The sequence below is a fragment of the Streptomyces doebereineriae genome, assembly GCF_031845645.1.
Classification (GTDB): Bacteria; Actinomycetota; Actinomycetes; order Streptomycetales; family Streptomycetaceae; genus Streptomyces; species Streptomyces canus.
The window spans coordinates 401,213-424,155 of the sequence record NZ_JAVREZ010000009.1; the positions used below are offsets into that span (position 1 = coordinate 401,213).

Below are 22,943 nucleotides of genomic sequence, written 5' to 3' on the forward strand. Positions count from 1 at the left end.
CGGTGGGCTGGACTGAACTGACAGGGGTGACCATCTAGCGTAACGCGGCTGCGACCACCCCCCGTACGCCCGGAAGGTCAGAGGGCGTCCGCCTCGCCCCTGATGCCGTCCCAGAAGGCGGGCAGTTCGGCCTCCACGGCCGCCGCCCGCTGTTCCTCACGCCCGTGGAGCAGCCCGTAGGTGAAGGCGCTCTCCCCCGACGCGTGGGCGACCGCGGACAGCTCGCGCAGGGTCTGCCGGGCCATCACGCTGTCCTGGTGCTCCCCCAGCAGGTTCTGGAGCGACTTCATGGACTTGACCATGGTCTTGGCCGGCTTGCCGAGGACCGGGCGGGCCGATTCGGCCGCGTAGCGTGTGCGCTTGGTCTTCTTGCGGGCCTCGTGGATCGCGGTGTCCCGGTCGGTTCCGGGCTCCAGCTCGAGCGCCTGCCCGACGAGCCCGGCGACCTTCCGGAAGTCCTTCCGTACGGCCTTGGCGATGACCTTGTGGGGTTTCTTCCCGGCCGCCTTCAGCAGCGGCGGGTCGGCGATCAGCGCGTCCAGGGTGTCGAGCAGGGCGAGGTAGCGCCGGGAGTCCAGGACGCCGATCAGCCGGGCGCTCGCTCCGCCGGGGCGGTCACCGGCCCATGTGCTCAGTCGCGAGGCGATCGGCCCGTAGACCAGCGTCTGCGGCACCTCGTCGAGAGCCGCGGTCAGGCGCTCGGACAGCACCTCGCGGTCCCGGTCCACGCCCAGTTCGCCGGCCAGCCACTTCAGTTCGTCGCCGATCGGGTCGGTGACGTCCCGGTCGAGGACTGTGCCGTACGACTTGAAGGTGCTGCGCATCCGGCGGGTGGCGACGCGCATGCTGTGCACGGAGTCCTCGGCGTCCTGGCGGACGGCCGGGTCGAGTTCGAGGATCGCGTCCCGCTGGGCGCGGACGTACGCGAGGACGTGGTCGCCGGCGGTCACCGGATCCGCTGTGACGGGGCTCTCCTTCTTGGGGGCCGTCTCCGCGAGGGCCCGGGCCAGCTTCGAGGGGGAAGCGGACGGCCGTACGTCCGCCTTGCGGAGCCGCTTCTCGACCTTGTCGAGGAAGGCCGGGTCGCCGCCGTCGGCGAGCTCCACCTCGATCTCGGTCCACTGGGCGTCGCCGACGCCGCCGCTGAGCCGCTCGGCGTGCACGGCGTCCACGCTGACCTCGGCGAGCAAGCGCCCCTGGGCGTCGAGGAGGTGGCGCACATCACGGTCGGAGCGCAGTCGGACCACCGGCAGCAGCTCGACCTCCCTGACCCGGGAGCGGACCAGGGCGGCGAGTTCGTCGGGGAGGGTGTCGGAGATCGGGGCCCGGATCTCGTCGCGCACGCCCTCGGACACGGGCAACTTCAGGTGCCAGCCCGCGTCCGATCCGCCCGTGCGGCGGCGCAGGGTGATCGAGGACGCCACGAGGCGTTCGTCGGCCGTGTCGTAGTAGGTGGCGTCCAGGTGTGCGACGCCCTTGTCGACGACGGCCTCGACTCCGGCGACTCCGGTCAGATCGGGCAGGCCGCTGTCGTCGGACTCGTACTTCCGCTCGATCTCCCGCTTTGTGTCCGCCATGATTCGAATCTAGTGGTCAGCGGGCGGTTACGGCAGAGGGCCGCCGCCGCCCGGCCGACCCGGCTAGGCCGACATCGGCCGCTGCACTCTGATCGACTGCAGCAGCCCGACCGCGACCCACGTAGCGAACATCGACGATCCTCCGTACGACACGAACGGCAGGGGCAGACCGGTGACCGGCATGATGCCGAGGGTCATGCCGACGTTCTCGAAGGACTGGAAGGCGAACCACGCCACGATTCCGGCGGCCACGATCGTGCCGTACAGCTCGGTGGTCTCGCGGGCGATCCGGCAGGCCCGCCACAGGATGACCCCGAGCAGAACGATGATCAGGCCCGCGCCGACGAAGCCCAGCTCCTCGCCGGCGACGGTGAAGACGAAGTCGGTCTGCTGCTCGGGCACGAACTGGCCGGTGGTCTGCGAACCGTGGAACAGGCCCGCGCCTGTCAGACCTCCCGAACCGATGGCGATGCGCGCCTGGTTGGTGTTGTAGCCGACGCCCGCCGGGTCGAGGCTCGGGTTGGCGAAGGCGGCGAAGCGGGCGATCTGGTACTCGTCCAGGATGTGCAGCTGCCAGACCGCGATCGCACCGGCCGTGCCCGCGCCGAGCAGTCCGAAGACCCATCGGTTGGAGGCGCCGGAGGCGAGCAGCAGCCCGAGCACGATGATGACCATGACCATGACCGACCCGAGGTCGGGCATGAGCATCACGATCAGCATCGGTACGGCGGCGAGGCCCAGGGCCTGGAGCACGGTGCGGTGGTCGGGGTAGGGCTTGTCGCCCGCGTCGACCCGGGCGGCGAGCAGCATCGCCATGCCCAGGATGATCGTGATCTTCACGAACTCCGAGGGCTGGAGCGAGAAGCCGCCGCCGATCACGATCCAGGAGTGGGCGCCGTTGACCGTGGAGCCCAGCGGGGTGAGGACCAGCAGGATCAGGCAGAGCGAGGCGCCGTACAGCAGGGGCACGGCGGTGCGCAGGGTGCGGTGGCCGACCCACACCGTGCCGATCATCAGGGCGAACCCTATGCCGGTGTTCATGAGGTGGCGGATCAGGAAGTAGTACGGGTCGCCCTGGTTGATCTCGGTGCGGTTGCGGGTCGCCGAGAAGACCAGGATCGAGCCGATCATGGACAGGGCGAGGGCCGAGAACAGTATCGGCCAGTCCAGTCGGCGGGCGAGCGAGTCGCGGGCCAGCAGCCGGGTCCAGCCCGCGCGCGCGGGGCCGTACCCGGAGACCTGGAAGCTGTTCGCCCCGGTCATGTGAGCATCCTCCGGCTCCCCCTCTTGCGGCGCCGCCTCCGGGTGTCACGGTTCCCGGTGGTCGGCGTGTTCACGGTCGCCGCCTGCTGTGTCTCGTCCGGCTCGGGCGCGCCCTCCTGGCTCACCCGCTGGTCCTTGGCCGGGTCCTTGGCGACCTTCGGGGACTTGATGGTCCCGTCCGTCTGGACCTTCGGCAGGCTCTTCTCGGGGGTCGGCAGCAGTGCGTTCTTCTTGTCGATGGTGCCGTCGGCCGAGACGCCGTACATGGCGTTGTAGATGTGGCGCACTGCCTCACCCGAGGCGCCGGAGCCGGTGCCGGCCTGGGCGATCGTCATGACGACCGTGTAGTCCTTGGAGTACGTGGCCAGCCAGGACGTCGTCTGCTTGCCGTAGACCTCGGCGGTGCCGGTCTTGGCGTGCAGCGGGATCTTGTCCTGCGGCCAGCCGCCGAACTTCCAGGCGGCCGTACCGCGGGTGACGACGCCTTCCAGGGCGGTGTCCATGCCCTTGAGGGCGGCCTGGCTGACCGGAAGCTTCCCGGTCGCCTTGGGCTTGATCTCCCGGACGGTCTTGCCGTCGGCGCTGATGATCGCCTTGCCGATGCTCGGCTGGTATATGGTCCCGCCGTTGGCGAGCGCCCCGTAGATCCTGGCCTCCTGGATCGGGGTGACGAGGGTGTCGCCCTGACCGATGGAGTAGTTGATGGAGTCACCCTCGCGCATCTTGTTGCCCTCGAGGCAGTTCTCGTACGCGATCTTCTCGACGTAGGTGCCGTCCTTCTTGCCGGTCTTGCACCAGCTGTCCTTGTTGGCCTTCCAGTACGACTCCTTCCACTGGCGGTCGGGGACGCGGCCGGTGACCTCGTTGGGGAGGTCGATGCCGGTCTCCTTGCCGAGGCCGAACTGGTGGGCGGCCTTGTAGAAGTAGTCCTTCGGCTCGCCCTTCTTGGGGTTGATGCCGCCGTCCTTCTTCCACTCCCGGTCGGCGAGGCCGTAGAAGACGGTGTCGCAGGAGACCTCCAGGGCGCGGCCGAGCGAGATCGGGCCGAAGCTCTCCCCCTCGAAGTTCTTGAAGACCTGGCCGCCCACCGAGTACGAGCTGGTGCACGGGTAGCCGCCGTCCCACTCGTAGCCGGCCTCGACCGCGGCGGCCGTGGAGACGACCTTGAACGTCGAACCGGGTGCGGACTGACCCTGTATGGCCCTGTTGAGCAGCGGGTAGTCGGAGCCCTTGCCGGTGAGCTTCTTGTAGTCCTTGGCGGAGATTCCGCCGACCCAGACGTTCGGGTCGTAGGTCGGGGCGGACGCCATCGCCACGATCCGGCCGGTCTTGGCCTCCATCACGACGACAGCGCCCGAGTCGGCCTTGTAGTTCTCGCCGGTGATCTTGTCGAACTGCTTGCGGGCGGTCTTCATCGCCTCGTGCAGCTCGTACTCGGCGACTCGCTGGACGCGGGCGTCGATGCTGGTGACGAGGTTGGCGCCGGGCTGGGCCGCGTCGGCCTCGGCCTCGCCGATGACGCGGCCGAGGTTGTCGACCTCGTAGCGGGTGACGCCGGCCTTGCCGCGCAGTGCCTTGTCGTACTGGCGCTCCAGGCCCGAGCGGCCGACCTGGTCGGAGCGCAGGTAGGGCGAATCGGTGTCCTGGGCCTTGGTGATCTCCTCGTCGGTGACCGGCGAGAGGTATCCGAGGACCTGAGCGGCGTTGGACTTGCCGGGGGCGGCATAGCGGCGCACGGCCTCGGGTTCGGCGGTGATGCCGGGGAAGTCCTCGGCGCGCTCGCGGATCTGCAGGGCCTGCTTGGGGGTGGCCTCGTCGGTGATGGGGATCGGCTGGTACGGCGAGCCGTTCCAACAGGGCTGGGGCGTCTTCGCGTCGCACAGCCGGACCTTCTGCATGACGTCCTTGGCGGACATGCCGAGGACCTTGCCCAGCTTGGTGAGGACGGCCTTGCCGTCGTCCTTCATCTTCAGCAGGTCGGTGCGGGAGGCGGAGACCACCAGCCGGGTCTCGTTGTCCGCGAGAGGCACTCCGCGGGCGTCCAGGATCGAGCCGCGCACCGCGGGGTCGACGACCTGCTGGACGTGGTTTCCGGAGGCTTCCTTGGCGTACGCGTCGCCTTCGCGGATCTGGAGGTACCAGAGGCGGCCGCCGAGGGTGCCGAGGAGGGAGAGGACGAGGATCTGGATCACGACGAGCCGGATCTGGACCCGTGGGGTCCGCCCGGTCTCGGGAATGTTGGTCACTGCGGTGTCCGCCCCCTCTCAGTGCGCCGACGTGTGTGCGCGTACGAATGATGAACGGCGGACCTGTGAACCCGCGTTCCGCCCCGGCGCACCCGTTCGGGTGAAATTGCCTCTGCTGAACTCGCCCGCCCTCACAGCCGCTTGACCCCCTTGATGCGGCCCACCCGCGTGGTCCGGGTCCGTGCCTTCGTCTTCAGGCTCCCGAGGCCGCCCCGCTGGCCGCCGATCTTCAGACCGGTGCCCGAGGACAGCCACCCGGAGGAGATGTTCGCCGACTTGGCCGCGGAGCCGGTCTCGGCGAGCGGGTCGTTCTCGGCGCGCCGGGCGAGCGCCATGATGCCGGGGACGACGAAGGGGGCGAGCAGCAGGTCGTACAGGGCGGCCGTGAACAGCAGGCTGCCGAGGCCGACATGGCGGGCGGCGGTGTCGCCGACGAGGGCGCCGACACCGGCGTACAGCAGGGTGGTGCCGATGGCGGCGGCGACCACGACGACCATGGGGCCGGTGGCCGACTTGAGTCTGCCGTTCTCCGGTTTGGCGAGGCCGGCGAGGTAGCCGATGACGCACAGCACCAGGGCGTAGCGGCCGGCCGCGTGGTCGGCGGGCGGGGCGAGGTCGGCGAGGAGGCCGGCGCCGAAGCCGACGAGGGCGCCGCCGACATGGCCGTAGACGAGAGCCAGGCCGAGGACGGTGAGGAGCAGCAGGTCGGGGACGGCGCCCGGGAGGTGGAGGCGGGCGAGGACACTCACCTGGAGGACCAGGGCGACCACGACCAGGGCGGAGGACAGCAGGATCCGGTTGACGCGCATGATTACAGCTCCTACTGCTCTTGCTGGATCTCGCCGTCGACCGGCGCATTGGCGGACGGGGTGACGGTGACCGTCACGGTCGGCGTGGGCGTCGGTTTCGGTTTGGCCGGGAGGACCGTGTCGCGTGGGTCCTTCTTCGGGGCCTGGACGACGACGCCGACGATGTCGAGCTTGGTGAAGCTGACGTACGGCGTGACGTAGAGGGTGCGGGTGAGGTCGCCGCCGGAGGGGTCGACGCGGGAGACCACGCCGACCGGGACGCCGGGGACGAAGGGCTTGTCGGCCTGCGAGCCGAAGGTGACCAGGCGGTCGCCCTTCTTCACCTCGGCCTTGCCGTTGAGGAGTTCGACGCGCAGCGGACGGTCGCCCTGGCCGGAGGCGAAGCCGAGCTCGTCGGTGGCCTCCATGCGGGTACCGACGGTGAAGTCGGGGTCGTTGGCGAGGAGCACGGTGGCGGTGTTCGGGCCGACCGTGGTGACGCGGCCGACCAGGCCGTCGCCGTTGAGGACGGTCATGTCGCGCTGGATGCCGTCGTTGGCGCCGACGTCGACGGTGATCGTCCAGGAGAAGCCCTGGGCCGCTCCTATGGCGATGACCTCGGCGCCCTTGATGCCGTACTGACCCTGCCCGGCGATCTTCAGCATCTTGTCGAGCTGCTTGAGACGGCTGGAGTTGCGGTCGTCGCTGCCGAGTCTCGCCTTGAGGGCCGAGTTCTCCTTCTCCAACTCGGCGAGCCGGTCGTGCCGCTCGCCGGAGTCGCGGACGGCCGACACGGCGTTGCCGACCGGGTTGACCGCGGTCGACACACTGTCCTCGATCGGGCCGAACACGGCGGCCGCGGCCTGGCGGGCGCCGTCGACCGGTGAGTCCTCCCCGCCGCGGATGTCGACCGTGATCAGCGCGAACGCGACGGCGATCAGCAGCACCAGGAGCAGCCGGCTCTCTCGTGTGTCCCTCACGTGCGGCGGCCGTGCCCTTCTTATTGGAGTTGCGTTTGTGGGAGTTTATGCCTCTATATCAACGATCCGCCGTACGAGAGGAGATCATCTCGTACGGCGGAATCGAAGAATTACGTCATCTGCGCGGCTGCGCGTCCAGCACCTGCTGAAGCGCCTCGAACTCCTCGACGCACTTCCCGGAGCCGAGCGCCACGCTGTCGAGCGGGTCCTCGGCGATGTGGATCGGCATGCCGGTCTCCCGGCGCAGCCGCTCGTCGAGCCCGCGCAGCAGGGCGCCACCGCCGGTGAGGACGATGCCGCGGTCCATGATGTCGCCGGAGAGCTCCGGCGGGCACTTGTCCAGGGTCGTCTTGACGGCGTCGACAATCGCGTTGACGGGCTCCTCGATCGCCTTGCGGACCTCGGCGGCCGAGATGACGACGGTCTTGGGCAGCCCGGAGACGAGATCCCGGCCGCGGATTTCGGTGTGCTCGTCAGCGTCGAGGTCGTACGCCGAACCGATCGTGATCTTGATCTGTTCGGCCGTCCGCTCACCCAGAAGGAGGGAGTACTCCTTCTTGATGTGCTGGATGATCGCATTGTCCAGCTCGTCACCCGCGACGCGGATGGACTGGGCGGTGACGATACCGCCGAGGGAGATGACCGCGACCTCCGTGGTGCCGCCGCCGATGTCCACCACCATGTTGCCCGTGGCCTCGTGGACCGGCAGGCCGGAACCGATGGCGGCCGCCATGGGCTCCTCGATGATGTGCACCTGGCGGGCGCCGGCCTGGGACGACGCCTCGATGACGGCGCGGCGCTCGACGCCGGTGATGCCCGAGGGGACACACACGACGACGCGCGGCCTCGCGAGATACCGCCGCTTGTGGATCTTCAGAATGAAGTAGCGGAGCATCCGCTCGGTGATCTCGAAGTCGGCGATCACACCGTCCTTCAGCGGCCGCACGGCAACGATGTTGCCGGGGGTCCGCCCGATCATCTTCTTCGCTTCGGCGCCGACCGCGAGGATGCCACCGGTGTTGGTGTTGATCGCGACGACGGACGGCTCGTTGAGTACGATCCCGCGACCCCTGACGTACACCAGCGTGTTGGCGGTCCCGAGGTCGACAGCCATGTCACGGCCGATGAACGACATTGAGTTCCCCATCAGGATTCGTCTGGCCTTCCCGGGAGCTTTTGAGGGCTTTTCAGGTCGGCGAAGTGGGTGCTGTGACGTGAAGGCTTCCATCGTAGACGCGCCTGCACGAACACTGCGCGAGGGTCTTCGCCATTGTCAGCAGATGTAAAGCCGCCCCGCTTGTGGAGACGGTCCATAGGGAGCACTCGTTCCCCCGATCGGCACGCATATGCCGAAGGACGGCCGAAAATGTACGGCCGTCCCAGGTCAGACGGGCGGATGAACTGACAGCCTGTCAGAAAATGCCACTGAACCTACGCAGGAAACCTATGCGCGCCCAGGAAAGAAGATCTTCACTTCGCGCTCGGCGGACTCCTCCGAGTCCGACGCGTGGATCAGGTTCTCCCGGACGATGACGCCGTAGTCGCCGCGGATGGAGCCGGGCGCGGCGGCGATCGGGTCGGTCGGGCCGGCCAGCGCGCGGACGCCCTCGATGACCCGCTCGCCCTCGACGATCAGCGCGACGACCGGACCGGAGGCCATGAACTCCACCAGCGGCTCGTAGAACGGCTTGCCCTTGTGCTCGCCGTAGTGCTGTTCCAGCGTGTCCTGGTCCAGGGTGCGCAGCTCCAGCGCGGTGATCTGCCAGCCGGCCTTGCGCTCGATACGGCTGATGATCTCGCCGGTCAGGCCACGACGGACGGCGTCGGGCTTGAGGAGGACGAGGGTGCGCTGGCTCACGAGGGGCTCCTTGCCTGCTGACATGTGCGGTGGGACGAGATTACAGGGCGTGTCGGTGCGCTCGTCACACAGCGTCAGGTGCAGGGGAGTCGGCCTGGGCGGCGAATCTCGCCTTGGCCTCGTCGATCTTCCGGCCGTAGTGCACGGAGGCCCACCACAGTGCCGCGAAGATCGCGCCCATGAAGAACATGGTCGGCAAGACGAAACCGGAGGCGATCAGGGCGATCTGGAGGGCCCAGCCGAGGGCGACGCCGCCGGGCCGGGTCACCAGCCCGCACAGCACGAGGCACAGGAACATGGCGATACCGCTGACCGTCCACACCGTGGAGGTGGCCAGGTCGGGGTCCTTCATCGCGACCAGTCCGGCGAAGCCGATGACGAACAACTCGCCGATCAGCGTGGAAGCACAGAGCGTACGCATGCTCGGGACTCAGCCCCTTCCCAGCAGCAGCCGGGCCTCGCCGACCGTGATGACCGACCCGGTGACGAGTACTCCGCCGCCCGCGAACTCGCCGTCCTCCTCGGCCAGCGTGATCGCCTCCTCCAGCGCGTCCGGCAGCCGCGGTTCGACCTGCACGCGCTCCTCGCCGAACACCTCGACGGCGATCGCGGCGAGCTCGTCGGAGTCCATCGCGCGGTGACTGGAGTTCTGTGTGATCACGACCTCGGCGAAGATCGGCTCGAAGGCCTCGAGAAGCCCCCGTACGTTCTTGTCGGCGCTCGCGCCCACCACGCCGATGAGCCGGCTGAAGTCGAAGGCCTCGCCGACCGCCTCGGCGGTGGCGCGGGCGCCCGCAGGGTTGTGGGCGGCGTCCAGGACGACGGTCGGGGAACGCCGTACGACTTCGAGGCGGCCCGGGGAGGAGACGGCCGCGAAGGCCTTGCGGACGGTGTCGATGTCGAGGCGGTCCGCGCGCTGGGCGCCCACACCGAAGAACGCCTCCACGGCGGCGAGCGCCACGGCCGCGTTGTGTGCCTGGTAGGGGCCGTGCAGCGGGAGGTAGACCTCTTCGTACTCGCCGCCGAGGCCCCGCAGGGTCACCAGCTGGCCGCCCACGGCAACTTGCCGCGAGACGACCCCGAACTCCAGGCCCTCGCGCGCGACGGTGGCGTCGACCTCGACGGCCTTCTTCAGCAGCACCTGCGCCGCCTCGACCGGCTGCTGGGCCAGGATGACGGTCGCGTCCTGCTTGATGATCCCGGCCTTCTCCGTGGCGATCGCCGCGTGCGTCTCGCCGAGCCGGTCGGTGTGGTCGAGGTCGATGGGGGTGACCACGGCGACATCGCCGTCGATGACGTTGGTGGCGTCCCAGGAGCCGCCCATGCCGACCTCCACGACGGCCACGTCGACGGGCGCGTCCGCGAAGGCGGCGTACGCCATGCCGGTCAGCACCTCGAAGAAGGACAGCCGGTACTCCTGCTGGCCGTCGACCATCTCGATGTACGGCTTGATGTCCTCGTACGTCTCGATGAACCGCTCGGCCGAGATCGGGGAGCCGTCCAGGCTGATGCGCTCGGTGATCGACTGGACGTGGGGGCTGGTGTACCGGCCCGTGCGCAGTTCGAAGGCGCCGAGGAGGGCCTCGATCATGCGGGCCGTGGAGGTCTTGCCGTTCGTCCCCGTGATGTGGATCGAGGGGTACGACCGCTGCGGCTCGCCCAGGACGTCCATCAGTGCGGCGATGCGGCTGACGGAGGGCTCCAGCTTGGTCTCGCCCCAGCGGGCGGCCAGCGCCGCTTCGACCGCACGCAGGGCCTTGTCGACCTCGGGGTCTTCGGGGCGTCCGGGGACGTCGGCCTCCGGCGGGGCGCCCTGGGTGCGCAAGGTGCGGCTGCCGGCCTCGATGACCGCGAGGTCGGGGTCTCGGTCGGTCTCGGCGGCGACGATCTCGTCGAAGGGGTCCGTGTCACTCACATGGCCAGTTTAGGGCCGCGCCTATGGAAGGGGGTGGCTGGTCCTGTTTGGCGGGCGCGGGGAGGTTTGTGGTTGATCGCGCAGTTCCCCGCGCCCCTAAAAAGCACTACTGCTGAGGCAGACCGTCCAGCTGAGCCTTGATCCTCGCGATGTCCTCGTCCGCCTTGGCCAGGCGGCCGCGGATCTTGTCCACCACGTTGTCCGGGGCCTTCGCGAGGAACGCCTCGTTGCCGAGCTTGGCGTTCGCCTGGGCCTTCTCCTTCTCGGCCGCCGCCAGGTCCTTCGCGAGGCGCTTGCGTTCCGCCGCCACGTCGATCGTGCCGGAGAGGTCGAGCGCGACCGTGGCGCCCGCGACCGGGAGGGTCGCCGTGGCCGCGAAGCCCTCGCCCTCCGGCTGGAGGCGCAGGAGCTGACGGATGGCGGCCTCGTGGGGCGCGAGGGCGGTGCCGTCGAGCTCCAGACGGGCGGGGACCTTCTGGCCGTCCTTCAGGCCCTGGTCCTTGCGGAACCGGCGGACCTCGGTGACGACCCGCTGGACCAGCTCGATCTCGAGTTCGGCGTCCTTGTCCCGGAAGCCGCTGTCGGCCGGCCACTCGCCGATGACGAGGGACTCGCCGCCGGTCAGGGTGGTCCACAGGGCGTCCGTCACGAACGGGATGACCGGGTGCAGCAGCCGCAGCGTCACGTCGAGGACCTCGCCGAGGACCCGCCCGGAGACCCTGGCCTGCTCGCCGCCCGCGAAGAACGTCGTCTTCGACAGCTCGACGTACCAGTCGAAGACCTCGTCCCACGCGAAGTGGTAGAGCGCGTCGGCGAGCTTGGCGAACTGGTAGTCGTCGTAGTACGCGTCGACCTGGGCGACCGTGGTGTTGAGGCGGGAGAGGATCCAGCGGTCCGTCGCCGACATCTCGGAGGCATCCGGCAGCGGGCCCTCGACCGTGGCGCCGTTCATGAGGGCGAAGCGGGTGGCGTTCCAGATCTTGTTGGTGAAGTTCCGGGAGGCCTTGACCCAGTCCTCGCCGATCGGCACGTCCGCGCCCGGGTTGGCGCCGTTGGCGAGGGTGAAGCGGACGGCGTCGGAGCCGTAGGCGTCCATCCAGACCAGCGGGTCCACCGCGTTCGGGTTCGACTTCGACATCTTCTTGCCGAACTCGTCGCGGACCAGCCCGGTCAGCGCGATGGTGTGGAAGGGGACCTCGCCGTCCATGGCGTAGAGGCCGAACATCATCATCCGGGCGACCCAGAAGAAGATGATGTCGTGGCCGGTGAGCAGGACGTCGGTCGGATAGAACTTCCGCAGGTCCTCGGTCTGTTCGGGCCAGCCGAGCGTGGAGAACGGCCACAGGCCGGAGGAGAACCAGGTGTCCAGGACGTCGGAGTCCTGGGTCCAGCCCTCGCCGGTGGGCGGCTCCTCGTCGGGTCCGACGCAGACGACCTCGCCGTCCGGGCCGTACCAGATCGGGATGCGGTGGCCCCACCACAGCTGGCGCGAGATGCACCAGTCGTGCATGTTGTCGACCCAGTCGAAGTAGCGCTTCGACATGTCCTCGGGGTGGATCTTGACGCGGCCGTCGCGGACGGCGTCGCCGGCCGCCTTGGCGAGCGGGCCGACCTTGACCCACCACTGCATGGACAGGCGCGGCTCGACGGTGGTCTTGCAGCGCGAGCAGTGGCCCACGGAGTGCATGTAGGGGCGCTTCTCGGCGACGATGCGGCCCTGCTCCTTGAGGGCGCCGACGACGGTCGAGCGGGCCTCGAAGCGGTCCAGGCCCAGGAAGGGGCCGTGGACGGTGATGACGCCGTGCTCGTCCATGATCGTCAGGGACGGCAGGTCGTGACGGCGGCCGATCTCGAAGTCGTTCGGGTCGTGCGCCGGGGTCACCTTGACCGCGCCCGTGCCGAACTCGGGGTCGACGTGGGTGTCGGCGACGACCGGGATGGTGCGGTCGGTGAGCGGGAGCTTGATCTGCTTGCCGATGAGGTGCTTGTACCGCTCGTCGTCCGGGTGGACGGCGACGGCGGTGTCACCGAGCATCGTCTCCGCGCGCGTGGTCGCGACGACGAGGCTGTCCTCGCCCTCGCCGTAGCGGATGGAGACCAACTCGCCCGCGTCCTCCTGGTATTCCACCTCGATGTCGGAGATGGCCGTCAGACAGCGCGGGCACCAGTTGATGATGCGCTCGGCGCGGTAGATCAGCTCGTCCTCGTAGAGCCGCTTGAAGATGGTGAGGACGGCCTTGGAGAGGCCCTCGTCCATCGTGAAGCGCTCGCGGCTCCAGTCGACGCCGTCACCGAGGCGACGCATCTGGCCGAGGATCCGGCCGCCGTACTCCTCCTTCCACTGCCAGACGCGCTCGACGAACTCCTCGCGCCCCAGGTCGTGTCGGGACTTGCCCTCCTCGGCGAGCTGCTGCTCGACCTTGTTCTGGGTGGCGATACCGGCGTGGTCCATGCCCGGCAGCCACAGCGCCTCGTAGCCCTGCATGCGCTTGCGGCGCGTCAGCGCGTCCATGAGCGTGTGCTGGAAGGCGTGGCCCAGGTGGAGCGAGCCGGTGACGTTCGGCGGCGGGATGACGATGGTGTACGGGGGCTTGTCGCTCTTCGCGTCGGCGGTGAAGTAACCCTTCTCCACCCAGCGCTCGTACAGCGTCCCCTCTACCTCGGCCGGCGTGTACTGGGTCGGCAGTTCGGTGATGGGCGCTGTGGGCTGCTGCTGAGCGTTCTCGGTCACGGGGTCAGTTTAGAGGTGTCCCGGGCGTGTCCCGAAACGTGTTTGCTCTGTAACGGTGGGGGCCCCAATGCCGTGTGGCGCCTGTACCTGAGCCAGGATGTCGGGAACACATAAGCATCTGGAGGGGAACCCAGAGATGAGTCACAACCAGCCGGGCCCGTACGGGCAGCCCCAGCAGCCCGGTCAGCCGCAGCAGCCCGGGCCGTACGGCCAGCCGGGCCCCTACGGCCAGCCGCCGCAGGCTCCGCAGGGCCAGCCCCAGCCCGGCTACGGCTACCCCCAGCAGCCACCGCAGCCCCAGCAGCCCGCGCAGCAGCCGGGTTACGGCTATCCGCAGCAGGGCGGGGTGCCGCCGCAGACTCCGCCGTACGGCCAGCCGCAGGCTCCCTACGGCCAGCAGGCCCCGTACGGCCAGCAGCCGCCGTACGGCCAGGCCCCCTACGGCGCCCCGCAGCCCCCGGCGCCGGGCGGCGGCAACGGCAAGAAGATCGGCATCATCATCGGCGCGGTGGCGGTCGTGGCCGCGATCGCGGTGGGGGCGTACCTCGTGATCGGCGGGGGCGGCAACGGCGGCGGCGGTTCGGACATCGCGGACGACGGGGCGCACACGCTGAGCACGCCGGCCACGGTCCTCACCGACTACAAGAAGTCCGCGAGCGCCGACGGCGACGGCTTCAGCGCGGACGACGTCAAGGACGCCGAGAAGCACGGCGTGAAGAACGCCAAGGACGTGAGCGCCACTTACCAGTCCGGCGACGCGACCAATTACCTCGCCATGAAGATGGTCAACTTCATGGGCGTCTACGGCGACATCGACGACCCCGAGAAGGTCGTCGACGCCATGTTCGCCGAGATGAAGAAGAGCGCCGAGAAGGACTCCGAGGGGGAGGCCGTCGGCAGCCCGAAGGCGTACACACCTGCCGGCCTCGACGGCGCGGTCCTCAAGTGCCAGGAGACGAAGGTCTCCGACAGCTCCGGCTCCGGTCCGAGCTCGATCAGCATGCCGGTGTGCATCTGGGGCGACCACAGCACGCTGGGTGTGGTCATCCCGATCGACATGGCGGACGCCATGGCCGGAAAGACGGCGGACCTTTCGGGCGCGGCCGACATGACGGCCAAGCTCCGCAAGGAAGTTCGCGTCAAGGCCTGACGCCGAGGACTCGACACCGAAGGGGCCCCGGTCGGTTGACCGGGGCCCCTTCGGATGTGCTGCGTGCTGTCGCTACGCCGTCTTCTGCTCGCCCGGGCCCCGCCCGCGGGCGTCCCTCGGGATCAGGGTCGGGTTCACGTTGGAGTGGACGACGTCCGCCGTGATGACGACGCGGGCCACGTCCTTGCGGGACGGGATCTCGTACATGACGCCCTGGAGGACCTCTTCCATGATGGCGCGCAGGCCGCGCGCGCCGGTCTGGCGGAGGATGGCCTGGTCGGCGATGGCTTCCAGGGCCTCGCGCTCGAAGTCCAGCTCCACGCCGTCGAGTTCGAAGAGGCGCTGGTACTGCTTGACGAGCGCATTGCGGGGCTCGACCAGGATCTGGAGGAGGGCTTCCCGGTCCAGGTTGTGCACGCTCGTGATGACCGGGAGACGGCCGATGAACTCGGGGATCATGCCGAACTTGACCAGGTCCTCGGGCATGACGTCCTCGAACTGGTCCTTGGCCTCCAGCTCACGCTTGGAGCGGATCGTCGCGCCGAAGCCGATGCCCTTCGCGCCCGCCCGGGACTCGATGAGCTTCTCCAGGCCCGCGAAGGCACCGCCCACGATGAACAGGACGTTCGTCGTGTCGATCTGGATGAACTCCTGGTGCGGGTGCTTGCGTCCGCCCTGCGGCGGAACCGAGGCCGTGGTGCCCTCGAGGATCTTCAGGAGCGCCTGCTGCACGCCCTCGCCGCTCACGTCCCGCGTGATCGACGGGTTTTCACTCTTCCGCGCGACCTTGTCGATCTCGTCGATGTAGATGATCCCGGTCTCGGCCTTCTTGACGTCGTAGTCGGCCGCCTGGATCAGCTTCAGCAGGATGTTCTCGACGTCCTCGCCGACGTATCCCGCCTCGGTGAGCGCCGTCGCGTCGGCGATCGCGAACGGGACGTTCAGCATGCGGGCCAGCGTCTGCGCGAGGAGCGTCTTGCCGGAGCCCGTGGGGCCCAGCAGGAGGATGTTGGACTTCGCCAACTCGATCGCGTCGTCACGGCTGCTGCCGCCGCCGTTCTCGCCGGCCTGGACGCGCTTGTAGTGGTTGTACACCGCCACGGAGAGGGCCTTCTTGGCCGACTCCTGGCCCACCACATAGCCCTCCAGGAACTCGTAGATCTCGCGGGGCTTGGGGAGTTCCTCCCAGCGCACCTCGCTCGTCTCCGCGAGTTCCTCCTCGATGATCTCGTTGCAGAGATCGATGCACTCGTCGCAGATGTACACACCAGGCCCTGCGATGAGCTTCTTGACCTGCTTCTGGCTCTTGCCGCAGAACGAGCACTTGAGCAGATCGCCGCCGTCACCGATGCGTGCCACGGTGTGCTTCCCCTTCGCCTGGGAGACGCCTAGGTCCAGCGGCTCCTGGTGCTGCCTTATGTCCGACGGTACCTTGCCGGGCCCCCCGTTCGGGCCCCCCTTGGCAGGGTTCACTTTGACGTGCACTGTGCCAAGGGGCGGCATATCCTACGGGGTCCGCGTCAGCGGACGGCGGCGTTGTTCATCTTCCGGGTGGAGATGATCTGGTCGATCAGGCCGTACGCCAGGGCGTCGTCGGCCGTGAGGATCTTGTCGCGCTCGATGTCCTCACGGATCTTCTCGATCGGCGTGGTGGAGTGCTTGGCCAGCAGGTCTTCCAGCTGCGCGCGCATCCGGAGGATCTCGTTGGCGGCGATCTCCAGGTCGGAGACCTGACCGCGGCCGGTCTCGCTGTAGGGCTGGTGGATCAGCACGCGCGCGTTGGGCAGCGCCATGCGCTTGCCGGGCGTACCGGCGGCGAGCAGGATCGCGGCGGCGGAGGCCGCCTGACCCATGCAGACCGTCTGGATGTCCGGCTTCACGAACTGCATGGTGTCGTAGATCGCGGTCAGCGCGGTGAAGGAGCCACCGGGGCTGTTGATGTAGACGGAGATGTCCCGGTCGGGGTCCATCGACTCCAGGCACAGCAGCTGCGCCATGACGTCGTTGGCGGAGGCGTCGTCGATCTGCACGCCGAGGAAGATCACGCGCTCCTCGAAGAGCTTCGCGTACGGGTCGTACTCGCGGATGCCCTGCGAGGTGCGCTCGACGAACCGGGGGATCACATAGCGGGACTCGGCGCGCGGGCCGGTGTACTCGGCCTCGGTGCGGGCGTAGAGGCCGCTGCCGGGGAAGTCGTTCACTGTCTGTCTCCTAGGGGCTTAGGCGGTCGGCTGAGGGGCTCTACGGGGCTCAGGCCCCGGTGCCGCCGCCGCCCGGGATACCGGCAGCCGTGGCGATGACATCGTCGATGAGGCCGTACGCCTTGGCCTCCTCGGGGTCGAACCAGCGGTCGCGGTCCGAGTCACGGGTGACCTGCTCGACGGTCTGACCCGTGTGCTGGGCCGTGAGCTCGGCCATGCGCTTCTTGGTGTGCAGCAGCCGCTCGGCGTGGATCTTGATGTCCGAGGCCGAGCCGGCCAGGCCGGCGGAGGGCTGGTGGATCAGGATCTCGGCGTTCGGAAGGGCGAAACGCTTGCCCGGGGTGCCCGCGCTGAGCAGGAACTGGCCCATCGAGGCGGCGAGGCCCATCGCGATCGTCATCACATCGTTCTTGATGAACTGCATGGTGTCGTAGATCGCCATGCCGGCCGTGATCGAGCCGCCGGGGCTGTTGATGTAGAGGTTGATGTCCTTGTCGGGGTCCGCAGCGGCAAGGAGCAGCAACTGTGCGGTGATCTTGTTCGCGATGTCGTCGTCGACCGGCTGGCCGAGGAAGATGATCCGCTCGTTGAGCAGCCGGTTGTAGACCTGGTCGCCGAGGCCACCACCGATGGAAGGCTCGCCGGCGGCGGAGGGCATCAGATTCGTCACGTATCCACCTGCTCGTCTTACGACGGCGCCGGGCCGTCTCACGTTTCCCTGCGTGTTCCGTGCGGGGCTGGGGCAGTCGGGGACTTCCCTGCCCTCGTAGTTATGGACCCTAACGCGCTGGTCCCTTCGGAGAATCCCGGTAAGCGGGGTGTTCGCCGGGGGCGTAGCGCCCCTGGGGCCGGCCGCCGTCCCGTACGACGGGACGGGCCCCCGGGGAACGCAAGTCCCCGGGGGCCCGTCCTACGACCTGCAAGGTGCCGTGGGCTCAGCCCTCGGTCTTCTCCTCGGCCTCGGCCGGGGCGTCCTCGGAGGCGGCCGAGGCGTCTTCGGCAGGGGCCGCGGCCGTCTCGTCCTCGTCGTCCTCCAGGTCGACGACCTCGCCGTTGGTGTCCTTGACCGTGGCGGCCTCGACCACGACGGCCAGGGCCTTGCCGCGGGCGACCTCGCCGACGAGGAGCGGGACCTGACCGCCCTCGACGACCGCCTGGGCGAACTGGTCGGGGGACATGCCGGAGGAGGCGGCGCGGCGCATGAGGTGCTCGGTGAGCTCCTCCTGGTTGACGTTCAGCTTCTCGCGCTTGACGAGCTCGTCCAGCACGAACTGGGTCTTGATGCCCTTGACCGCGGCTTCCTTGGTCTCGGTGTCGAACTCCTCGGCCGTCTTGCCCTGGATCTCGAGGTACTTCTCGAGGTCGAGGCCCATCTGGCCGAGCTGGTGGTGCTCCAGGTTGTGCTTGCGGGTGTTGATCTCGTCCTCGAGCAGCTTCTCGGGGACGGGCACCTCGACGAGCTCCAGGAGCTTCTCCAGGACGCGCTCCTGGGCCTGGGTGGCCTGGTCGTACTGCTTCATGTTCTCGAGGCGCTTGCGGCTGTCCGCCCTGAGCTCGTCGAGGGTGTCGAACTCGGAGGCGAGCTGCGCGAACTCGTCGTCCAGCTCGGGCAGTTCGCGGGCGGCGACCTGGGTGACCTTGACGGTGACCTCGGCCTCCTTGCCGGCCGCGGAGCCGCCCTTGAGCTCGGAGGTGAAGGTGGCCTCGCCACCGGCCTCCAGGCCCTTCACGGCGTCGTCGATGCCGTCCAGCAGCTCGCCGGAGCCGATGGTGTAGGAGACGCCGCTCGCGACGCCGTCCTCCAGCACCTCACCCTCGACCTTGGCCTCCAGGTCGATGGTGATGACGTCGCCGTCCTCGGCGGCGCGCTCGACCGGGGAGGTCGAGGCGAAGCGCTCACGCAGCTCGGTGACGGCCTTGTCGACGTCCTCGTCGCTGACCTCGACCGCGTCGACCTCGACCTCGATGCCGGAGTAGTCCGGGATCTCGATGGCCGGGCGGACGTCGACCTCGGCGGTGAAGTTCAGCGTCTCGCCGTCCTTCAGCTCGGTGATGTCGACCTCGGGCTGGCCGAGGACGTCGATCTCGGCCTCGTTGACCGCCTCGGTGTAGAACTTCGGAAGCGCGTCGTTGACGGCCTCCTCCAGCACCGCACCGCGGCCGAACCGCTGGTCGATGACGCGCGCCGGGATCTTGCCCTTCCGGAAGCCCTTCACCGTGACCTGCTGGTTGATCTTCTTGTACGCCGCGTCGAGGCTGTCCTTGAGCTCCTCGAAGGGCACCTCGATGCTGAGCCGAACCCGAGTCGGGTTCAGGGTCTCCACGGCGCTCTTCACGGTTCGGTCTCCTTGGGGGCTGACTTCTTGGTTTCTGCCGGAGCCAGAGCGGCTCCGGCGGATTCGCCGCCCGGAGGACTTCCAGTGGAGATCCAGAGGATGAGGCACACGGGCGTGCAGCTTGCATAGTAACGGCAGCGGCGACACGCCCCAAAGGCGATCACTGTGTACGGCCGCGCGAGGTGATCGCGCAGGTGGTCGGGGTGGCGGGATTTGAACCCACGGCCTTCCGCTCCCAAAGCGGACGCGCTACCAAGCTGCGCCACACCCCGTCTGGTGCGACACGTAGGGTACATGCCCGCAGGCAGCGGGGTTGCCGCATTTCGCGAGCGCCAGCCAGAACCATGCCCCGCGCGCCTCCCCCGGGGTGCCTGGAGCAGCCACGCCGCGCCGTCACGAAGTGCCCGCCCGCACTTCGACACGGAGCACACCCGACACGCACCGCGCGTCGAAGCAAACGGACACGTACCGCGAGCCCCGGGCGCCCGAGGCCGGGCCTCCCGCAGCCCACCCCGACCTCGGTAGCCGAGTGGGAGTGGTTGTCACGCCTCGCGAGCGGCGCGTCGCGGGTCGGCCCGCTCATGCTCCGGCGACAGGCTGCGCACGACGCGCGAGGCGCCCACCGCAAGGGACACACGCGGCGAGCGCACCCACCAGCGGGCCGGGGCGGCGTCGGCCGATGTGGATGGCGCGGACCGCGGTGTTCCGCAGCCCACTGCGGTGGCGGCCCTTCCGCGCGGGTGGGCGTCGGCGGGATCGGGACCGCCCGCGCGTGGCCCGGGGCGAGGACACTCAGGGCGTTCGACGGACACGATTTCCCGGCACTGGTGTCCGGGCGCGGCGTTCCCGTCGCCAGCGGCGCGTGACCCCTGCGACAGCGCCCCTGCGCGCCCCGGTGCGCCGTTTCCGTAGGCCGTGCGTTCGACGGGCAGGGCGGAAGGGGTGTGCGACGAGGGGTGACGACCCGGTACGATGCCTTCGTGCCGTCGGTCACCGGACCGCGGCGCGTGCTGTGCGGGCGTAGCTCAATGGTAGAGCCCTAGTCTTCCAAACTAGCTACGCGGGTTCGATTCCCGTCGCCCGCTCCATACGACTCAGGGCCAGGTCAGAGGATCAATCCTCCGCCTGACCCTGATCGTTTTTGGTTCACCGACCGTCGGTTGCGACATGGAACCTCGTCAGCGCAAAGATGATCAAGAGGTCGAGGGTCATCACGGGGATGGCCCACACCGGGTAGTACGGAACGAACATGAACTGGGTGATCAGGCTGATGCCTGCCGCCGCCGCGCCGGCCCCGCGCCCCCAGCTCTTGTTCGTCACGACCCCGAGGCCGGCGATGACGAGTACCAGTCCGACCACAAGGTGAATCCAGCCCCAAGCGGTCAGGTCGAACCGATAGGAGTACCGGGAGGCGGCGAACAAGGTGTCGTCCGCGATGCCGGACGCACCCATGAGAATGCTGAGCGGCCCGCTGAGCATCAGCGCGGCCCCGGCGAACAGGGACGGGCCGCTGAGTCCTTCGCTGCCGCCCGGCCTCCCGTACCCTCGCCGTGTCTCGCTCGGCGTCGCTGCCATGGCCGCCACCTTCCTGTACAGCACGGTCGCCGACGCGCAACGGACGCCGGCCACGCTCCACTGACAGGATCACCGCAATCCTTCGGCACCGCGACTGGGGCGAGACCGTGAACTCCTCCCGCTTTCGTCGTGTTCGTCCGGTGGTCCGGGCTAGAACTGGATCGAGTTGATGGTGTCCGCTATCGAGTCCAGGAAGCGTTGGATGTCGTCGGCCATCCCGGTCGAGGCGAGGAAGAAGCCGAAGAGCACCGCGACTATGGCGGGGCCGGCCTTGATGGATCCTCCCCGCATCAACACCACCAGGATGATCCCCAACAGCAGCACCACTGACAGCGAAATGGCCACAACTCATCACACCCTCGGTCGGTCCCGCTCTCCCGGCCCGGGGACGCGACCCCGCGACCCCCGCCAGAACCATCGTGCCACCAACGAGGCCCGCATATGCGGCCGGTGAGGCAACGTTTGGCCATGCCGATACACGCTCCGCACCCCCTGGCCGGTTCCTTTCGGTGTTGACCCACATTCACCCACCGCTTCCGCACATCCCGTTCGCAGCAAATTCGAATGGTCGACACAGACCTGCGAAGGCTGTCGCTATGCGGCATTTCAGATGGATGAATCCTGACAATGCAGACCTGTTGAAGTCGGCTCAGAAGTGAACAACCGGCCACGAGACGACCGGTTTTACGGGAACACACAGCCGAGGCTAGGGTGCCTCAGATGTTTCCAGCCGCCGCCGACGCAGTCCCCCGTCCGCGCTCGCCGCAGGACCCGCCGCCCAGCAAGCAGCGCGACGCCTTCTTCGACAACGCCAAGTACCTGGCGATCGTCCTGGTGGCCGTCGCTCACTCCTGGGAGCCGCTCAAGGGCGACAGCCGGATCCTGGAGGGCGTGTACACGGTCGTGTACTCGTTCCACATGCCGGCGTTCATCGTCATCTCCGGCTTCTTCTCCCGCAGTTTCGACATGCGCCCGGACCGGCTGCGGCGGCTGATCACCGGCGTCGCCGTGCCGTACGTCCTCTTCGAGACGGCGTACTCCCTCTTCAAGCGCTACGCCGACCACGATCCCGGCATGGACATCAGCCTTCTGGACCCGTGGTTCCTGACCTGGTTCCTGGTGGCGCTGTTCATCTGGCGGCTGACCACGCCGATCTGGAAGCTGGTGCGGTGGCCGCTGCCGCTCGCGCTCGGCATCGCGATGCTGGCGTCCGTGACCCCGGACATCGGCGACGACCTGGACCTCCAGCGGGTCCTGCAGTTCCTGCCGTACTTCGTGCTGGGCCTGGTCATGAAGCCCGAGCACTTCCGTATGGTGCGGCGCCGCTCGATGCGGATCGCGGCGGTGCCGGTGTTCGTGGCCGCCCTCGCCGTCGGCTGGTGGGCGGTGCCGCGGATGAACACCGAGTGGTTCTACCACCGCAACGCCGTCCAGGAGATGGGCGCGCCCTGGTGGACGGGACCGGTCATGGTGCTGGCCATGTTCGGCAGTTCGCTGCTGCTGACGGCCTGTTTCTTCGCCTGGGTGCCGGGCCGGCGGATGTGGTTCACGGCGCTCGGCGCGGGCACGCTGTACGGCTATCTGCTGCACGGCTTCCTGATCAAGGGTGTGGATTTCGCGGGCTGGTTCGACCACGCCTGGCTGCACCGGCCGCTCGGCGAGCTCTTCGTGAGCGCCCTGGCCGCGATCGCCGTCACCCTGCTGTGCACCTCGCCGGTGCGCCGGGTCTTCCGGTTCTCGATGGAGCCGGACATGAACTGGGCGTTCAAGAAGGACGCCACCGACGTGGCCCGGGTGCGCGAACGGACGACGGCTGCTCCTCGCGAGAAGGTCGACGCCTAGACAGACCCCGGGCTCAGACCGAGAAGCGCGCGCATCCCCGCGTACTTCTCGGTCAGTCGTTTCCGCGTCGCCTCGTCCAGGACCGCCAGGCGCGCCGGGTCCGCGTTGTGCGCCAGGTCGGCCTCCTTCACCAGCAGCGCGCCCGGGGTCGCCAAGATGCGCCGGGCGTACTCCTCCGGCGGCTCCCCGGCCCGCTTGGTGACGGCGAGCACGATGTCCTTCGTACGGCGGCTCAGCGCGGCCTGGTCGAGCCAGTGCGCGGAGAGCGCGTCGTCCTCGACGGAGTCGTGCAGCCAGGCCGCCGCGATCTGCTCGTCGTCGCCGCCCCGCGCGCGTACGCCCTCGGCGACGGCCCGCAGGTGTTCGGCGTAGGGCCGTCCTGCCTTGTCGGTCTGGCCCTCGTGCGCGGCGCGGGCGAGGGCCTCGACTTCGGCCAGGGTCAACTCGTCGGTCATGCCTCCAGTGTCGTCCACGGCTCCAG

At 68.7% G+C, this 22,943-nt stretch carries 19 protein-coding genes and 2 tRNA genes; 3 read left to right on the forward strand and 18 right to left on the reverse strand.

The features are described from left to right. Positions 1 to 77 precede the first annotated feature (77 nt). From RNB18_RS26990 to RNB18_RS27035, 10 genes are all read right to left on the reverse strand, one after another. Positions 78 to 1,577 (reverse strand): CYTH and CHAD domain-containing protein, encoded by a 1,500-nt coding sequence (locus tag RNB18_RS26990; RefSeq protein WP_311716691.1) that lies wholly within the window; start codon positions 1,575 to 1,577, stop codon positions 78 to 80. Positions 1,578 to 1,640: 63 nt separating this feature from the next. After that, the gene (rodA, locus tag RNB18_RS26995; protein WP_311716692.1) at positions 1,641 to 2,840 is read right to left on the reverse strand and encodes a rod shape-determining protein RodA; all 1,200 of its coding nucleotides are present in this window, start codon (positions 2,838 to 2,840) and stop codon (positions 1,641 to 1,643) included. Further along, positions 2,837 to 5,086, reverse strand: a complete 2,250-nt coding sequence (gene mrdA, locus RNB18_RS27000; RefSeq protein WP_311716693.1) for a penicillin-binding protein 2 — start codon at positions 5,084 to 5,086, stop codon at positions 2,837 to 2,839. Before mrdA ends, rodA begins: the two co-directional genes overlap by 4 nt. 131 nt (positions 5,087 to 5,217) lie before the next feature. After that, positions 5,218 to 5,895, reverse strand: coding sequence for a rod shape-determining protein MreD (gene mreD, locus RNB18_RS27005; RefSeq protein WP_311716694.1), 678 nt, complete (start codon positions 5,893 to 5,895; stop codon positions 5,218 to 5,220). 11 nt (positions 5,896 to 5,906) lie between these two features. Next, complete coding sequence (gene mreC, locus RNB18_RS27010; protein WP_311716695.1) at positions 5,907 to 6,854, reverse strand: rod shape-determining protein MreC; 948 nt, start codon at positions 6,852 to 6,854, stop codon at positions 5,907 to 5,909. 115 nt (positions 6,855 to 6,969) lie between these two features. Next, complete coding sequence (locus RNB18_RS27015; RefSeq protein ID WP_004931372.1) at positions 6,970 to 7,989, reverse strand: rod shape-determining protein; 1,020 nt, start codon at positions 7,987 to 7,989, stop codon at positions 6,970 to 6,972. A 309-nt stretch (positions 7,990 to 8,298) separates the two neighbouring features. After that, positions 8,299 to 8,712 (reverse strand): nucleoside-diphosphate kinase, encoded by a 414-nt coding sequence (gene ndk, locus RNB18_RS27020; protein WP_057615965.1) that lies wholly within the window; start codon positions 8,710 to 8,712, stop codon positions 8,299 to 8,301. A 64-nt stretch (positions 8,713 to 8,776) separates the two neighbouring features. Then, positions 8,777 to 9,133: a DUF4233 domain-containing protein gene (locus RNB18_RS27025; protein ID WP_311716696.1), complete on the reverse strand. Its 357-nt coding sequence runs from the start codon at positions 9,131 to 9,133 to the stop codon at positions 8,777 to 8,779. A gap of 9 nt (positions 9,134 to 9,142) precedes the next feature. After that, on the reverse strand, positions 9,143 to 10,627 hold the full coding sequence (gene folC / locus RNB18_RS27030; RefSeq protein WP_311716697.1) for a bifunctional tetrahydrofolate synthase/dihydrofolate synthase: 1,485 nt from the start codon (positions 10,625 to 10,627) through the stop codon (positions 9,143 to 9,145). A gap of 106 nt (positions 10,628 to 10,733) precedes the next feature. Next, positions 10,734 to 13,358, reverse strand: coding sequence for a valine--tRNA ligase (locus RNB18_RS27035; RefSeq protein ID WP_311716698.1), 2,625 nt, complete (start codon positions 13,356 to 13,358; stop codon positions 10,734 to 10,736). A 136-nt stretch (positions 13,359 to 13,494) separates the two neighbouring features. On the opposite strand from RNB18_RS27035, the gene RNB18_RS27040 reads away from it, so the two are divergent. Next, complete coding sequence (locus RNB18_RS27040) at positions 13,495 to 14,508, forward strand: hypothetical protein (RefSeq protein WP_311716699.1); 1,014 nt, start codon at positions 13,495 to 13,497, stop codon at positions 14,506 to 14,508. A 72-nt stretch (positions 14,509 to 14,580) separates the two neighbouring features. On the opposite strand, the gene clpX is transcribed toward RNB18_RS27040, so the two are convergent. From clpX to RNB18_RS27065, 5 genes are all read right to left on the reverse strand, one after another. Continuing rightward, positions 14,581 to 15,867 (reverse strand): ATP-dependent Clp protease ATP-binding subunit ClpX, encoded by a 1,287-nt coding sequence (clpX, locus tag RNB18_RS27045; RefSeq protein WP_007382022.1) that lies wholly within the window; start codon positions 15,865 to 15,867, stop codon positions 14,581 to 14,583. Between the two features lie 161 nt (positions 15,868 to 16,028). Beyond that, on the reverse strand, positions 16,029 to 16,709 hold the full coding sequence (locus RNB18_RS27050; RefSeq protein ID WP_020136160.1) for an ATP-dependent Clp protease proteolytic subunit: 681 nt from the start codon (positions 16,707 to 16,709) through the stop codon (positions 16,029 to 16,031). A 49-nt stretch (positions 16,710 to 16,758) separates the two neighbouring features. Beyond that, the gene (locus tag RNB18_RS27055; RefSeq protein ID WP_062043785.1) at positions 16,759 to 17,367 is read right to left on the reverse strand and encodes an ATP-dependent Clp protease proteolytic subunit; all 609 of its coding nucleotides are present in this window, start codon (positions 17,365 to 17,367) and stop codon (positions 16,759 to 16,761) included. A gap of 277 nt (positions 17,368 to 17,644) precedes the next feature. After that, positions 17,645 to 19,045 carry a trigger factor gene (tig, locus tag RNB18_RS27060; RefSeq protein ID WP_311716700.1) on the reverse strand — a complete coding sequence of 467 codons (1,401 nt, stop codon included), beginning with the start codon at positions 19,043 to 19,045 and terminating at the stop codon, positions 17,645 to 17,647. Between the two features lie 195 nt (positions 19,046 to 19,240). Continuing rightward, positions 19,241 to 19,317 (reverse strand) — tRNA-Pro (locus tag RNB18_RS27065). Between the two features lie 742 nt (positions 19,318 to 20,059). Here RNB18_RS27065 and RNB18_RS27070 point away from each other — a divergent pair. Then, a tRNA-Gly gene (locus tag RNB18_RS27070) sits at positions 20,060 to 20,133 on the forward strand. Positions 20,134 to 20,191: 58 nt separating this feature from the next. Here the strand turns inward: RNB18_RS27070 and RNB18_RS27075 are convergent. Both RNB18_RS27075 and RNB18_RS27080 read right to left on the reverse strand, forming a co-directional pair. After that, positions 20,192 to 20,620, reverse strand: a complete 429-nt coding sequence (locus RNB18_RS27075) for a DUF7144 family membrane protein (protein WP_311716701.1) — start codon at positions 20,618 to 20,620, stop codon at positions 20,192 to 20,194. A 150-nt stretch (positions 20,621 to 20,770) separates the two neighbouring features. Continuing rightward, entirely contained in the window at positions 20,771 to 20,965 is a 195-nt protein-coding gene (locus RNB18_RS27080; protein ID WP_020136157.1) for a hypothetical protein, read from the reverse strand. A gap of 375 nt (positions 20,966 to 21,340) precedes the next feature. Between RNB18_RS27080 and RNB18_RS27085 the strand changes: the two genes are divergently transcribed. After that, complete coding sequence (locus RNB18_RS27085) at positions 21,341 to 22,462, forward strand: acyltransferase family protein (RefSeq protein WP_311716702.1); 1,122 nt, start codon at positions 21,341 to 21,343, stop codon at positions 22,460 to 22,462. On the opposite strand, the gene RNB18_RS27090 is transcribed toward RNB18_RS27085, so the two are convergent. Continuing rightward, the gene (locus tag RNB18_RS27090; RefSeq protein ID WP_311716703.1) at positions 22,459 to 22,917 is read right to left on the reverse strand and encodes an HD domain-containing protein; all 459 of its coding nucleotides are present in this window, start codon (positions 22,915 to 22,917) and stop codon (positions 22,459 to 22,461) included. The genes RNB18_RS27085 and RNB18_RS27090 overlap by 4 nt on opposite strands. Positions 22,918 to 22,943 lie beyond the last annotated feature (26 nt).